Origin of the sequence: Phycicoccus jejuensis, from assembly GCF_000720925.1 — a bacterium.
Classification (GTDB): Bacteria; Actinomycetota; Actinomycetes; order Actinomycetales; family Dermatophilaceae; genus Phycicoccus; species Phycicoccus jejuensis.
In genome coordinates this window covers 1-14,329 of record NZ_JOEE01000001.1, presented here as the reverse complement: position 1 = coordinate 14,329, position 14,329 = coordinate 1, and the positions used below count along the sequence as shown (strand labels likewise).

General features: G+C 73.1%; 7 protein-coding genes and 1 pseudogene. 2 read left to right on the top strand and 6 right to left on the bottom strand.

Annotated features, from left to right (window positions below):
* Positions 1-81: 81 nt before the first annotated feature.
* The gene (locus IG69_RS0100040) at positions 82-2,304 is read right to left on the bottom strand and encodes a transglycosylase domain-containing protein (protein WP_036828582.1); all 2,223 of its coding nucleotides are present in this window, start codon (positions 2,302-2,304) and stop codon (positions 82-84) included.
* Positions 2,305-2,588: 284 nt separating this feature from the next.
* On the opposite strand from IG69_RS0100040, the gene IG69_RS0100035 reads away from it, so the two are divergent.
* A complete protein-coding gene (locus IG69_RS0100035; RefSeq protein ID WP_030526140.1) occupies positions 2,589-3,152 on the top strand; it encodes a PadR family transcriptional regulator in 564 nt (187 codons plus the stop codon).
* A gap of 80 nt (positions 3,153-3,232) precedes the next feature.
* The gene (locus tag IG69_RS0100030; protein ID WP_030526139.1) at positions 3,233-4,324 is read left to right on the top strand and encodes an inositol-3-phosphate synthase; all 1,092 of its coding nucleotides are present in this window, start codon (positions 3,233-3,235) and stop codon (positions 4,322-4,324) included.
* Positions 4,325-4,603: 279 nt separating this feature from the next.
* Here the strand turns inward: IG69_RS0100030 and IG69_RS0100025 are convergent, their stop codons facing one another.
* The 5 genes and pseudogenes from IG69_RS0100025 to IG69_RS23215 all read right to left on the bottom strand — a co-directional run.
* Positions 4,604-7,147 carry a transglutaminase TgpA family protein gene (locus tag IG69_RS0100025; RefSeq protein WP_051749950.1) on the bottom strand — a complete coding sequence of 848 codons (2,544 nt, stop codon included), beginning with the start codon at positions 7,145-7,147 and terminating at the stop codon, positions 4,604-4,606.
* On the bottom strand, positions 7,144-8,730 hold the full coding sequence (locus IG69_RS0100020) for a DUF58 domain-containing protein (protein ID WP_030526137.1): 1,587 nt from the start codon (positions 8,728-8,730) through the stop codon (positions 7,144-7,146). The genes IG69_RS0100025 and IG69_RS0100020 overlap by 4 nt, the downstream gene beginning before the upstream one ends.
* A gap of 61 nt (positions 8,731-8,791) precedes the next feature.
* Positions 8,792-9,763 (bottom strand): AAA family ATPase, encoded by a 972-nt coding sequence (locus IG69_RS0100015; RefSeq protein WP_030526136.1) that lies wholly within the window; start codon positions 9,761-9,763, stop codon positions 8,792-8,794.
* 40 nt (positions 9,764-9,803) lie between these two features.
* Positions 9,804-13,859: a fibronectin type III domain-containing protein gene (locus IG69_RS0100010; protein ID WP_030526135.1), complete on the bottom strand. Its 4,056-nt coding sequence runs from the start codon at positions 13,857-13,859 to the stop codon at positions 9,804-9,806.
* A gap of 238 nt (positions 13,860-14,097) precedes the next feature.
* Positions 14,098-14,223, bottom strand: a pseudogene (locus IG69_RS23215) (hypothetical protein); the annotation flags it as partial.
* Positions 14,224-14,329: the final 106 nt, after the last annotated feature.

The window sequence follows — 14,329 nt, the reverse complement described above, 5'->3', positions numbered from 1 at the left end:
GCCGCCCCCCGAGTGCCGTCAGGAGACGGGCGGGGAGCGGCGCGGCGGGGTGGCGGTCACGGGCCACGGTCGCGGCGGGGGTCAGCCGGTGTTCTGCGACGCGTTCGGCGACGGGCTGCTCGACGGTCGGCCGGGGACGGTCGGCAGTCCCGGCGACTGCGTCGGGGTCGGCTGGTCGGTCGGCGTCGGGGTCTCGCTCGGGGTCGGGGTCTCGGTCGGCGTCGGCGTCTCGCTCGGCGAGGGCTCTGCCGAACTCTGCGTCGGCCGCGGCGCCTGCGTCGTGCGGGTCGGCTGCGGGGGCAGGACGTCCCGGTTGATGTAGGCCGGCTGCGGGAACTGCTCGATGTCGGTCTGGTCGAGCGCGGCCTTCATGTACGCCGTCCAGATGCGGGTCGGGAAGGTGCCACCGGTGATGCTGCCGGCGTTCGGCAGGTTCTCCATGGGGAGCTCCTTGCCGGTCTCGTCGTCGGAGCGGTAGAGCGCGACCGCGGTGGCCAGCTGCGGCACGTAGCCGTCGAACCAGGCCGAGCGGAAGCTCTCGGAGGTCCCGGTCTTGCCGGCGGCCGGGCGGCCGAGGTTCTGCCCGACGTAGCGGGCGGTGCCGCCGTTGACCGGCTCCTGCATCGCCGTGATGACGTCGGCCATGAGGTCCTCGTCGAAGACCCGCTTGGTCTTGGCCTTGGCCTTGACGACCGGCTGCTCGTCCTTGGGGAAGCGGATCTCCTTGACGATGTACGGCTCGGAGCGCACACCCTGCGCGGCGATCGTCGCGTAGGCGTTGGCCATGTCGAGGACGGTCACGTAGTCGGTGCCGAGCACGTCGGCGACGTTGGGCTCGAGCGGCGAGCGCACGCCGGCGTCCTCCGCGGCCTGCATCGTGTTCTTCGCGCCGGCCTCGATGTTGAGCTTGGCGTACACGGTGTTGACCGAGTGGCCGGTCGCGGTGAGCAGGTCGATGTTGCCGAACTGCTCGTTGCCGAAGTTCTTGACCCGGCCACGGCGGGAGTTCTCGTTCGACGCGTTCGGGTCGGCGAACTCCTCGAAGTACTGCGGGCTGTAGCCGGGGAAGGTCGAGCGGATGCTCGCCTTCTTCTCCTGCAGCGCCGCGATGAGGGTGAAGATCTTGAACGTCGAGCCGGCCTGCATCTTCGCCTGCGTCGCGTTGTTGAGCGGCCGCTTCGCGAAGTCCTCGCCGCCGTAGAGCGCGACGATGGCGCCGTTGCCGGGCTTGATCGAGACCAGGCCCTCGTGGACGTCCTCGACGTCCGGGCGCTCCTCGCGCACGGCCTTGACCGCGTCGTTCTGGCGGCCGCGCTCGACGGTGGAGGTGATCTTCAGGCCGCCGCGCTGGATGTCGTTCTCGCTCAGCTTGTACTTGCTGACGAGCTCCTTCTTCACGAGGTCGACGATGTAGCCGTTGGTGCCGCCGAGCTGCTTCGGCGTGTACTTCTTGATGCCGTCGAGCGTCTTCTCGACGTCGGCCGCCTCGCGGTCCTGCGGCGAGAGCCACTTCTTGTCGACCATCGCGTCGAGGATGTAGGCCGAGCGCTTCTCGGCGTTCGCCTTCTGCTCCGCCCCGAGGGTCGGGTCGTAGAACGAGGGCCCGCGGATGACGGAGGCGAGGATCGCGGCCTCGGCCGGGGTGAGGTCCTTCGCGTTCTTCTTGAAGTAGGCCTGCGAGGCGGTCTGGATGCCGTACGCGCCGCGGCCGTAGTAGATCGTGTTGAGGTAGTTGGTGAGGATCTCGTCCTTGGACTGCTGCTTGTCGATCTTCAGGGAGATGAGGATCTCCTTGGCCTTGCGGGTCAGCGTGCGGTCCTGGGTGAGGAAGTAGTTCTTGACGTACTGCTGCGTGATCGTCGACCCGCCCTGCGTCGCCTGCCCGCCCTTGACCGCGACCCAGACGGCCCGCGCGATGCCCGTCGGGCTGATGCCGCTGTTCTGGTAGAAGTCGCGGTCCTCGGCGGCGAGGATCGCGTGCTGCATGTTGGGCGAGATGTCCGCGAGCGGCACGGACTGGCGGTTGCCGCCCTCGTCGGACAGGCGCGCGAGCACGGTCTTGCCGTCGGAGTAGTAGACGGTGCTGGCCTCGGCCGTCACCATCTCGTTCGGCTGCGGGATGTCGGTCATCGCGTAGGCGACGAAGAACCCGGCCATGCCGAGGACGAACGCCCCGAGGCCGGCCCAGACGACGCGGCGCAGCCAGCGGCGCGTGCGCGAGGTCGTCGGGGCTCCGGCGGCGCCGGAGCGGGCGGTGGCCCGTCGCGTGGCGTCGGAACGGGTGCGTGGCTGTCGTTGGCTCATGGGCTTCCGGGGCAGGGAACGGGGGGACAGTGAACGACGCGGCTCGCGCCGCGTCCACCCGCCAGTATGACCACGCAGGCTGGGAAATCCCCAAGAACGGACGCTCCGGTCGGTCCGTCGACGTGCCCTGCCGCCGCGACCGCGGCCCGCCCGCCGCTCGCGCCCGGTCCGTCGCGCCACCCCGCGCGAGATGTATCGCCCCGATATATCTGTGTTACGTTCAAGGTGACAAGGTCCGAGTTTGTCCGGTCGGCCGGCGACAGGGTGAGGAGGAGCAGCAGCCCGTGGTCTCTCGTCGCGCCCAGCTCCTCGAGCTCGCCGTCCTCGGCCTCCTCCACGAGGGGCCCACGCACGGCTACGACCTGCGCCGGCGCCTCAACACCGCCCTCGGGCCGTTCCGGGCGCTCTCCTACGGCACGCTCTACCCGGCGCTCAAGGGCCTGCTGGCCCGCGGGCTCATCGCCGAGGCCACGGACGCCCCCCGCCCGGGCAAGCGCCCGCGCGTCGTGTACGAGCTGACCGCCGCCGGCAAGGAGCACTTCGCCGAGCTCGTCGCCCGCACCGACGCCTCCTCGTGGGAGGACGACGGCTTCGACGTGCGCTTCGCCTTCTTCGCCCGCACCGAGCGCGAGGTGCGCCTGCGCATCCTCGAGGGCCGCCGCTCCCGCCTCGAGGAGGACCTCGAGCGCGTCCGCGAGCGCTCGGCCCGGCACCGCGAGCGGCTCGACTCCTACACCGCCGCCCTCCAGCGCCACGGCGAGGAGACGACCGAGCGCGAGGTCCGCTGGCTCTCGGAGCTCATCGACGCCGAACGGCGCCACCCCACCGACCCCGGCCCCCAGCCGTAGGCGGTCTCCGGTCCGCGGCTCGTCCGCGGCCCGGCGCCCGTCGCCCCACCCCCTCCACCACCGACCCACCAGGAGAAGCCATGGGTTCCATCCGCGTCGCGATCGTCGGCGTCGGCAACTGCGCGTCCTCGCTCGTGCAGGGCGTGCACTACTACCGGGACGCCGACCCCGCCACCACCGTCCCCGGCCTCATGCACGTCCGCTTCGGCGAGTACCACGTGAGCGACGTCGAGTTCGTCGCCGCGTTCGACGTGGACGACAAGAAGGTCGGCAAGGACCTCTCAGAGGCCATCAACTCCTCCGAGAACAACACCATCACCATCGCCGAGGTGCCGACGACGGGCGTCACCGTCCAGCGCGGCCACACCCTCGACGGGCTCGGCAAGTACTACCGCCAGACGATCGACGAGTCCGGCGCCGAGCCGGTCGACGTCGTCGCCACGCTGCGCGACGCGCAGGTCGACGTGCTCGTCTCCTACCTCCCGGTGGGCTCGGAGCAGGCCGACAAGTTCTACGCCCAGTGCGCCATCGACGCGGGCGTCGCCTTCGTCAACGCGCTGCCGGTCTTCATCGCCTCCGACCCGGAGTGGGCCGCGAAGTTCGAGGCCGCGGGCGTGCCGGTCATCGGCGACGACATCAAGTCGCAGGTCGGCGCCACGATCACCCACCGCGTGATGGCGAAGCTCTTCGAGGACCGCGGCGTGCAGCTGGACCGCACCTACCAGCTCAACGTCGGCGGCAACATGGACTTCAAGAACATGCTCGAGCGCGAGCGCCTGGAGTCCAAGAAGATCTCCAAGACGCAGGCCGTCACCTCGAACCTCACCGGCTCGCTCGCCGGAAAGACCGAGGACCGCAACGTCCACATCGGCCCGTCCGACTACGTCGCCTGGCTCGACGACCGCAAGTGGGCCTACGTCCGCCTCGAGGGTCGCGCGTTCGGCGACGTCCCGCTCAACCTGGAGTACAAGCTCGAGGTCTGGGACTCCCCGAACTCGGCCGGCATCATCATCGACGCCATCCGCGCGGCGAAGATCGCCAAGGACCGCGGCATCGGCGGCGCCCTGCTGTCGGCGTCGAGCTACCTCATGAAGTCCCCGCCGGAGCAGCGCCCCGACGAGGTCGGCCGGGCCCGCCTCGAGGCCTTCATCTCGGGTGACGAGGAGCGCTGAGGCACGTCCTCCCCCCGGCCCATCGCGGGCTACACCGCAGTACGTGACGCTCTGGCGGCAGTTACTGCGGTGTAGCCCGCGCCGGGCTCGCGCACGACGGGGCGGTCTCCCACACCGGGAGGCCGCCCCGTCGGCGTTCCTCCGCCGGGGTCGAGGGCGGAAGAGGTTGCCGGGGCTGCCGCTTCCGCACTCGACTGCGGGAGGCGTGCGGGTCGAGGGCGGAGGGGGTTGCCGGGGCTGCCGCTTCCGCACTCGACTCCGGGGATGGGGTGAGGGGGGTCAGGCCGGGGTGGGGTCCTCACCGCGGCGGCGGGGCAGCGAGGGCGGGCGAAGGCGCCGCCACCAGCGCACGCGCGGGCCGGTGCGCTCGCGCTGCACCCACAGGGGACGGGGGTCGGCGTCGGAGCGCAGCCGCGCCCAGCGGCTCACGCCGGCGCGCATCGTCGTCCGCGCGGCCTCGGCCTGGGCGTGCAGGGCCGCCGTGGCCTCCGGGTCACCGTCACCGGGCCCGAAGACGACGGCGTCGACGGACGCCGCGACCTCGCTCACCGCCACCGCACCCTCCGGCGCGGTGGCGTACGCGGCCGCCTCCCCCGGCTCCGCCTCGGGCACCGAGCGCAGCGCGACCGCCGCGTCGATGCCGTGCGCCTGCTCGCGGCGGGTCACCCCGCGCGGCACGGCGACCCCGAGGGACCGTGACTCGGCGACGAGGTCGCGCCACACCCACGCGGCCCGGCCGGGCACCGGCCCGAGCGAGGCGTGCCGGCGCCGGCGCCGCGCCTTGAGCAGGCGCAGCACCACGACGTAGAGGGCGACGAGGAGCAGCAGCGCCGCGACCCCGGCGAGGACCTGCAGCCACAGCGGCCAGGCGGTGACGTCGAAGGGGTTCTTCTTGCGCTTGGTGACGTCAGTGGCGTTCTGCGCCTGGTCCGGACCCTGGAGCACCGACGGCGGGCTGACCCCGGCCGGAGGCGGCACCTGGGCGCCGACCTTCTGCTCCTCGGTCTTCAGCTGCTGCTCGCTCGGCGTCTTGTCGCGGCTCGGCACGAAGGACCGGTAGTCCATCGGGAACCACGTGCCGTCGTCGAGCTGGACCTCGACCCAGGCGTGGACGTCCTTGCCACGGACCTCGCCGCCCGCCTGCGGGATGCCGCCCATGACGACGCGGCTGGGGATGCCGAGCCGCTGGCCGACGAGCGCCAGCGTCGCGGCGTACTGCTCGTCGTTGCCCGCGAGCTTGCTCGAGCCGGCGAACCGGGTGAGCCGCGAGACCGCGTGCCCGGGCAGGTAGACCTTCTCGAAGCTGTTCGGGGTGCCGCCGTCGGTGTACGTGCCCTCGGTGCGCATCGCCGTCGCGAAGGCGCGCAGCTTCGACCACGGGCCACCCTCGGCGCGGCTGGTCAGCGCGTCGATCTTCGCGTCGAGGAAGTCGGTGTCGACGACGCTCGAGGCGCCGGTGCGGACGTCGAGGTCCTCGGGCAGGGTCGTCGCGGGGGTCGGCGGCACGAGGGCCGTCATCCGGTAGGAGTCGCCGCCGAGGAGGCCGGCCGGCACGACCGCGGTGTCGGTGGCGGTGTTGAGCCAGAGGGCGTCGGCGAGGTCGGTGGCCCGCGGCCCCTCGAACTGGATGCGGGTCGGGTCGCCGACGGTCGGCAGCCAGACCGAGCGGTAGCCGCCGTCGGGCACCGTGACGTCGACGTCGACCTCGCGCCCCTCGGCCCCGGTCGGGGCGATGCGGGAGCCGACCTGCTGGAAGGGCGTGCCGTCCGCGGTGCGGTCGGCCGCACCCCAGACGAGGCCGTCGTACCGGTCGAGGGTGGCGAAGCGGACGGGCGTGCCGGCCGGCAGCCCGGTGACCCGCAGGACGACCTGGTCGTAGAGCTTCGCGTCGTTGGGCTCGGTGTACTGCCGGTACCCGGGCAGGGGGCTCGCGAACTGCGAGACGTCGAACGGCGGCACGAGCCGCTCGCGCACGACCTCGCGGGTGGCGGCGGCCGAGGTGCCGGGCAGCAGCGGGCCGGCGAAGGCCCCGGCGACGAGGGCGACCACCGCGAGGACGCCGGCGGTCGCGAAGCGCACCCCGCGTCCGGCCCCGTTCTGGACCGGCGGGCGGGTGCGGTGCGCGCGGACGACGAGCCACGCGACGAGCACCGCCGCGAAGCCGACGCCCTGGACGAGCAGGGCCGCGGGCTGCGTCGTCCCGAGGGCGATCGAGCCGGCGAGCAGGGCCAGCGGTGCCACCGCGGTGAGCGGCACGTTGGCCCAGCGGCGCGCGAACCCGAGGGTCGTCGCGCCGCCGAGGAGGCCGGCGAGCCACGGCAGCGCGAGGACCGGCCCGCGGGCGTCGACGGGCGGCAGCAGCGTCAGCCACTTCTTCCAGCCGGTGACCGCCCAGGTCGCGAGGTCGACGAAGGTCTGCCCGGTCGGGACGAACCCGGCGAGGAGGTTGTCGCGCACCGCGAGCGGCCCGCCGAGGAGGAAGTAGATCGCGACGAGGACGGCGAAGGTCGTCAGCGCCATCCAGCGCAGCGTGCCGGCGACGTGCCCGACGACGAGGCCGAGGACGAGCCCGGACCACGCGGCGACGACCCACTCGACGCCGAGGAATCCGGTGCGCATCCCGAGCAGGGCGATGCTGCCGAGGACGAGCGCGAAGGCGAGGTCGACCGACGCGTCGCGCCCGGGGACGAGGCTGCGCCACACCGACGGTGCGTCGGCGGCGCGGCGGCGGGGGCGCCGCTTCTCGCCGCCGCGCAGGGCGGTCGCCAGGCTGGGCTGCCGGCCGGTGCGGCCGGCGCCATCGGTGGACGGCTGGTCGGTCATGCGAGCGCTCCGGAGAAGAGGACACGGCGGACGTCGGTCAGCTCACGGACGTGGAGGATGACGATGGACCCGAGGCGACGGACGCCCACGGGCACGTCGGGGTCGACGACGAGCGCGACCTTGACGACCTCCGGCTCGAACTGGTCGAGGGTCCGCTGCACCTGGATGAAGGGCCGCTCGACCCCGGTGACGAGCACCGCGATGCTCGCGTCCGGTGCGAGGGCGGCGGCCTGCCCCACCGAGCCGTAGAGGTCGAGGGGGCCGACCTCGGCGCGGGCCAGCGCGTCGAGGGTCAGCGGAGCGGTCGTGCGGGACGCGGTCTCGCCGTGGCAGACGACGGTCGTGTCCTGCTCGTCGAGGATGGAGCGCAGCGCCAACGACGCGGCGCACGAGATCGCGAGCTCGACGTCGTCCTCGTCGTTCGTGTACACCTCCGGCGTCGTGTCGACGACGATCGCGAGGTGGCTGCGGCGGGTGTCGAGGAACTGCCGCACGAGGAGGCGGCCGTGCTTGGCGGAGGAGCGCCAGTGCACGTAGCGGCGGTCGTCACCGGCCTGGTACTCGCGCAGCGCGTGGAAGGCGAGGTCGGACATCGACAGGTCGGGCGTCACCTCGCCCTCGAGGTCGCGCAGCAGGCCCGCGCCGAGGTTGTCGAGCGAGATCGTCCGCGGGTGGACGTAGAGCTCGGAGCGCTCGGTCCACTGCACGGTGCGGCGCACGAGCCCGAACGGGTCGCCGTGGACGGTGGTCGCCGGGCCGACGGGCACGACGCCGCGGCGCGAGGTCGGGACGACGAAGAGCTCCTCGTGGGTGCGCCCGGCGGACAGGGCCGGCAACGTGAAGCGCGCGGCGGTGCGGCCGACCGGCAGCTCGACGAGCAGCGGGAGCATCCCCCGCTTCGAGGTGTTGGTGACGGCGATGCGACCGGTCGCGGGATCGCCGACGGTGACGCGGGCCGGCTCGACGTCGGCGCGGATGCGGACCTTCGCGCGGTCGAGCGCCAGCAGCACGCAGGCGATGACGAGGACGAGGCACGCGGCGGCGACCATCCCGAGCTCCGCCCAGGCGAACCGCGCCGTCATCCACCAGGCGAGCAGGCCGACGACGAGCACCGTCCAGCCGAGCGGCGAGACCCAGCGCAGCACCTCGACGACGGGGTGCCAGACGCGGCGGGTCTGGTCGGCGATCGGCTTGATGCGCTCCCCGGTGAGGACGAGGATGCGCGCGCCGGTGTCGGTGAGGGCGCTCGGCACCTGGACGCGGGGCAGCGTGACGGTCCGGGTGCTGCCGTCGGCCCTCGTCTGCGTGCGGGTGGCCGCGCGCGCCGCGGGGCGCGAGCGGCCGGCGTCGTCCCGGCCGGGGCCGGTGGTGCGCAGGCGGGGCAGCGCGAGGCGGCGGCCGGCGCGGGGTCGCCTGGACCTGCCGGAGGGTCGCCGGGCGGAGCGCGAGGTGGCCCCCTCCGCGGCGTCGTCCACCGGGCGTGCGGCACCGCCCCCGGCGCCGCGCGGCGCGGGGGGAGGCGTGAGGTCCGAGCGACGGACCGTCGACTCGGCGTCCTCGGGCAGCCCGGTGGGGTCGCTCATGCGGGGTCCTCGCGAAGTATCTGGAGGAGCGAAGCGGGGGAAGAACTTCGTGGGGCGCCTCTCATGCGGGGACGCGCTCCGTGGGCGGCGCCACCTCGGCGAGGATCTGGTCGATGACCTGCTCGACGGTGATGCCGGCGAACTGCGCCTCGGCGGTCACGAGGAGGCGGTGGTTGAGCACCGGCTGCGCGAGGAGCTTGACGTCGTCGGGCACGACGTGGTCGCGGCCCTGGCTGATCGCCCACGTCTTGGCGCAGCGGACGAAGGCGAGGCAGCCACGGACCGACAGGCCCAGGCGGATGCTCACGTGGCGACGGGTCTCCTCGGCCAGCCGCGACACGTAGTCGAGGATCGCGTCGTCGACGTGCACCCCGTCGGCGAGCTCGGCCATGTCGCTGACCACCTGGGCGGTGACGACCGGCTCGAGCGAGCGCGTGCGGTCACGCGTGGCGGCGTCACGCAGGACCCGGACGGTGGCGTCGTGGTCGGGGTAGCCGAGTGTCGTCTTCATGAGGAAGCGGTCGAGCTGCGCCTCGGGGAGGCGGTAGGTACCGGCCTGCTCGATGGGGTTCTGGGTCGCGATGACCATGAACGGCTCGCCGACCGAGTGGCGCGTCTTGTCGACGGTGACGTGGCCCTCCTCCATCACCTCGAGGAGCGCCGACTGGGTCTTCGGCGAGGCGCGGTTGATCTCGTCGGCGAGGACGATCGTCGCGAAGATGGGGCCCTCGTGGAACTCGAAGACCTTGCTGTTGGGGTCGTAGATCGTCACGCCGGTGACGTCGCTCGGCAGCAGGTCCGGCGTGAACTGGATGCGCGAGTTCGTCCCCTTGACCGTGCCCGCCATCGCCCGCGCGAGCTGCGTCTTGCCCGTGCCGGGGAAGTCCTCGAGCAGGAGGTGGCCCTCGGAGAGCATGCAGGTCAGCGCGAGACGGATGACGTGCTCCTTGCCGAGCACCGCCTTGTCGACGTTGGCGACCATGGCGCCGAAGGTCTGCGAGAACCAGGCGGCCTGGTCGGTGGTGACGGTCATGCGGAGGGTGTCCTTTCGACGGAACGGGGGATGGGGGGGCTCACCACGGGGTGGGCGCTGACTCGTGGCACGTGCCGCCCCGGCAGAGTCGCACGATGACGGGTCCGTTGCCGTCGTCGAGGACATAGCCCTGCGAGCTCCAGTTGGAGCGGTTCGTGCTCGAGCCGGTGCCGTCGCCACTGACGTTGAACGGCGTGCTCGAGTGGAACCCGGGCGACGGCGAGGCCCGGCTGATGAAGTACACGTCCCACCCGCCGCCACCGCCCGGGAAGTCCTTGACGTCGAACGAGACGCGGGGGCACGCCTTCGTCGTGCAGCTGCCGGTGGCGTTCGGGGGGATGTACCCCGGGGTCTTGCGGACGTTGTAGACCGACGGGTCCGGCGGCGGCGGGGCCGGGACGGTGACCTGGCGCGAGACGGGGTCGGACCATCCGGCGTCGGAGTGCGCCTCGACGGTCAGCGTGTAGGTGCCCGGGCCCTTGCTGATCGAGTGCTGCGTCTTGTTGCCGCCGAAGGTGCCGGTGTCGGCGCCGGAGAGCCGCACCTCGTCGATCGGGCGGCCGTTGGTCGGCAGGTTCCAGGTCCAGGTCGCGCCGGTCGTGCCGTCGTTGCGCCCGTCGAGACCGGAGGGCGAGAGCGTCGGGCCGTAGGGGGTCGCGTTGGTCGCCGCGGGGTTCGAGGAGGCGCCGGCCGAGTTCTCGGTGCGGACGGCCACGTTGTACGCCTGGGTCGGGCTCGTGTCGAGCGGGCCGATGTCGAAGGTCACCTGCGAGCCGGGCGCGCACCCGCACTGGTGGGTGCCCGAGGCGCCGTTGGCCGACCACCGGATGACCGAGAAGGACGCCGCCCGCGGCTGCCCGACGGTGACGGTCACGCGGATCTTCCGGTCGGCGGCGGGGGTCGACGCGGTGAGAGACGGGTCGGACGGGACGCCGTTGGAGGTGAAGGACGACGAGTTCGTCCTGGGCCCCTCGAGGTCGGCGCCGTTGGTCAGCGTCACCGTGTAGCGGTAGTCGCGACCGTCGTAGGGGACGACGACCTTCGTGGTGCGGCGGTCCGGGGCGAGGGTCTCGACGGCGGTCCAGCCGCCCCCACCGACCTGCTGGTAGAGGGTGTAGCCGGTCGTCGGCGGGCCGTTGGGGCTGCCCTGCTCCCACGAGATGGTGAGCGTCGCCGAGTCCTGGGCCGGGCCGGGGCCGCTGGCAGTGATCTTCGGGGCCGGGAGCGCGGGTGGCGTGCCGGCGGACTGCATCGTCACGGCCGGGCCGAACTGGCCCGCGCCGAGCTCGTTCCACGCCTGCACCTGCACGTCCTGCTCGGCCATGTTGTCCAGGCCGGTCACCGTGGCCTGGCGGGTCGCGGCGGCGACGTCCTGGGTCTTGGTCTGCCCGGTCGAGGAGATGAGCCGGACGACGTACTTGCGCAGGGCGCTGCCCTCGTTGACCGGCTGGTCCCAGGCGATGGTCAGGGTGCCGTCGCCACGCGAGACCATCCGGACGCCGGACACGGCCTCGGGCAGCCGGTCGGGGCGCACGGCCGCGCTGGGCGCCGACGGCTCCCCCTCGCCGATGCCGTTCACCGCGGCGACGGTGAAGGTGTAGTCCTGGCCGTTGGTCAGGCCCTGGATGGTGCACGGAGACGCCGAGCAGGTCTGCTCGCCCGACGAGCCGCCGCTCCAGCGCACGACGTAGCCGGTGACGACCGACCCGCCGTCGTACGTGGGCGGCAGCCAGCGGACGCGCGCCTGCCCACCGGCGTCGCGGTCGGCGACGGCCTGCACCTGGCGCGGCGGGTCGGGCCGGCCGAGCATCGTCACGGTGACCCGGCCGGAGGTCTCGCGGCGCGGGCCGTCGGTGACGACGAGGCCGATCGACGCGGTCGGCGAGGGCCGGTCGCCGGCGGTGAGCGTGAGGGAGCAGCCGTCGGAGGAGGCGGTGATGCCCGAGCCCGACTCGACGGTGGCGCTGACGATCGCGCAGGTCGGGGCGAAGAGCGGCGAGTCGAGGTAGCCGGAGACGTCGACGGTGCGCGACTGCCCCTCCTCGAGCCCGGAGACCGAGATGGGGCGCAGCCGGGCCGGGCCCTGGGCGTCGGCGCCGACGACCCGGACGGTGAGGGTCGACGGCTGCGTCATCCCGCGCGAGGAGATCTCGACCTTGCCGGTGGAGGTCTGGGCGTCGGCGTCGGCGTGGAGGGTGAGGCGGCGGTTGCCCTGGCCGTCGACCTCGAGGTCGGCGTCGGCCTCGGTCTGCCAGCGGGCCTCGTAGTCGATGTCGTCGAACGTCATGCCGACCGGGAGCCAGGCGTGGCAGACCGTCGGGATGTCGACCGTGCGGTCCAGGCCGCCCGCGGTCACCGTGACGGCCCCGTCGGGGCAGCGCAGCAGCGGCACCAACGGACCGACCTGCACCGGCACCGACACGTACGCCGTGCCGAAGTCCTTCTGGCCCACCGCGCTCTGGTCGGTCACCTCCAGCATCACCGCCGCCGGACCGACATACCCGTTGGAGGAGGTCAGCTGCAGGGTCCGGTTGTCGCCCAGGCTGACCGAGAGGTTCTCCGCCGGCGAGGCCGAGACCGTCGAGGCCGTCGTCACCGACACCACCCGACCGCGCGGGGAGCGCACGTGGTCGCCCAGGTTGACCGTCTTGGACGAGTCGGGGTCCATCGTGATGAGCGAGCCGGCCACGACGAACGGCTGCCCGTTGGCGCCGGTCGGCACGTGGATGAGCGCCATCGCCTCCTCGTCGTCCTCGTCGACGATGACGTACGGCACCGAGTAGGCGTGGTCGAGGATCTTGACGCTGACCCGACCGTCGGGCGTGACCTGCGCGTCCGGGGAGAGGACCTCCTTGACCCGCAGCGTGGCGGGGTCGGAGTCGACGTCGGTGTCGTTGGCCAGCGCGTCGACCACCGTCGAGGTCTCCCCCGGCTTCGGCGCCGCGACGTCGTCGTTGGCCACCGGCGGGTTGGTGTAGCCGGCCACCGGGCGCACGAGCACCGTGGCGCGGGAGGGGTCGAAGAGCCCGTCGCTGATGCCGTAGACGAGCTGGTGAAGGGACGAGGTGTCCTCGGGGACCTTCGTGCGGACGGTGTGGTCGGCGTCGACCGTCCACTTCTTCAGCTCGCCGGCGGGGTTGAGGCCCTCGGTCTGCACGTCGACCACGTCGCCGCGGGCGATGAGGTCGTTGACGAGCGGCTTGACGGTCACCGTCTTGCCGGGCGCGGCGAAGACCTCGTCCGGCACCGCCACCGGGGGCTGCGGGTCGCCGGGCTGCACGACGCCGACCCGCACGAACGCGCGGCTCGTGGCGCCGAAGCGGTCGCGCACCTCGTAGGTGATGACCTCGGTACCCGCGGCGAGCGGGAAGGCCTCGTACCGGATGGTGGTCGGACCCGTGCCGACCACGCGGCCGAGGCGCAGGTCGACCGGACCGCCGTCGCTGCCGACCACGCCGGTGACCGACACCGAGTCGCCGTCGGGGTCGACGCCGAACGTCGGGATGGTCATCGTCAGGGGGTCGCCGGCAGTGACCGTGGCCGTGAAGCTGCGCGCGACCGGGGCCTGGTTGACCTGCTGCGCGGTCGGGAGAGGGTTGACCTGCACCCGGACCCGCGCGGTCTGGGCGCGTTCCTTGCTGCCCTCGGCGTAGGCGGCGTACTCGATCGTCACGAACTTGGGGGCACGGAGGCCGCGGGCCTCGGGCACGTAGCGCACGACGTTGCCGGAGGCGAAGGCGCGCTGGGCGTCCCCCTTGCTGACCACCTTGACCGAGCCGGGGTCCAGGCGCAGCGGGATGCCGTCGGCCATCGTGTCGTTGTCCAGCACCGGGATGCTCACGCTGTCGCCCTCGCGCACGGTCGCCTTGTCGTCCTCGACGAGGGGGAGGGAGTCGGCGAGCGGACCCTGCTGGAGCACCTCGACCTGGCCGGTCGTGCGCTGCGTGCCGTCGCTGACCGTGTACCGGATGGTGCCGCGGCGCCCCTCGGTGCCGGCGGGCGCGGGGTCGCGGGCCTCGAGCCGGACCCATCGGCCCTGGTAGATCGAGGGCTGGAGCCACTGCGAGTCGTCGGTGGTCTCGACGGCCGCCGTCACGCGGCCGGACCTCGGAGCGCAGCCGCAGCGACGCGTCCGGCTCCCCCGGGTCGGCGCCGGCGATGTCGTTGCCCAGCGGCTCGACCTGCAGCGGCTTGCCCACGACGCCGCGCACGGCATCCGGCTGGGTGCGGGGGGCGACAAACGTGCTGTCGCCGGTGGTCGAGAGCACGCGGGCGTTGACGCTGCCCCGGGTCTCACCGCCGCGGCCGTCGCTGACGACGTAGCCGATGGGCTGTCGGCCCTCCTCGCCCGGGGCGGTGACGGTGACGCGGCCGCCGCCGTCGACGACCGCCCCCTCGACGTCGGCCCGCGCGGCGAGCGTGTCGTTCTCGGGGTCGCGCCAGTCGGCGAGGACCGGCACCGACAGGCGCTTGCCCGCGATGACCGGGTAGCGCCGCTGGGTGAGCTGGGCGCCACCGGGCCGCAGGGTCGGCGCGGAGTTGACCTCGTCGCCGACGACCCGCACG

Excerpts from the sequence above, each read along its gene's own strand:
- IG69_RS0100025 (WP_051749950.1), bottom strand. The coding sequence starts at position 7,147 with ATGACCGACCAGCCGTCCACCGATGGCGCCGGCCGCACCGGCCGGCAG.
- IG69_RS0100020 (WP_030526137.1), bottom strand. The coding sequence starts at position 8,730 with ATGAGCGACCCCACCGGGCTGCCCGAGGACGCCGAGTCGACGGTCCGT.
- IG69_RS0100015 (WP_030526136.1), bottom strand. The coding sequence starts at position 9,763 with ATGACCGTCACCACCGACCAGGCCGCCTGGTTCTCGCAGACCTTCGGC.
- IG69_RS0100030 (WP_030526139.1), top strand. The coding sequence starts at position 3,233 with ATGGGTTCCATCCGCGTCGCGATCGTCGGCGTCGGCAACTGCGCGTCC.
- IG69_RS0100040 (WP_036828582.1), bottom strand. The coding sequence starts at position 2,304 with ATGAGCCAACGACAGCCACGCACCCGTTCCGACGCCACGCGACGGGCC.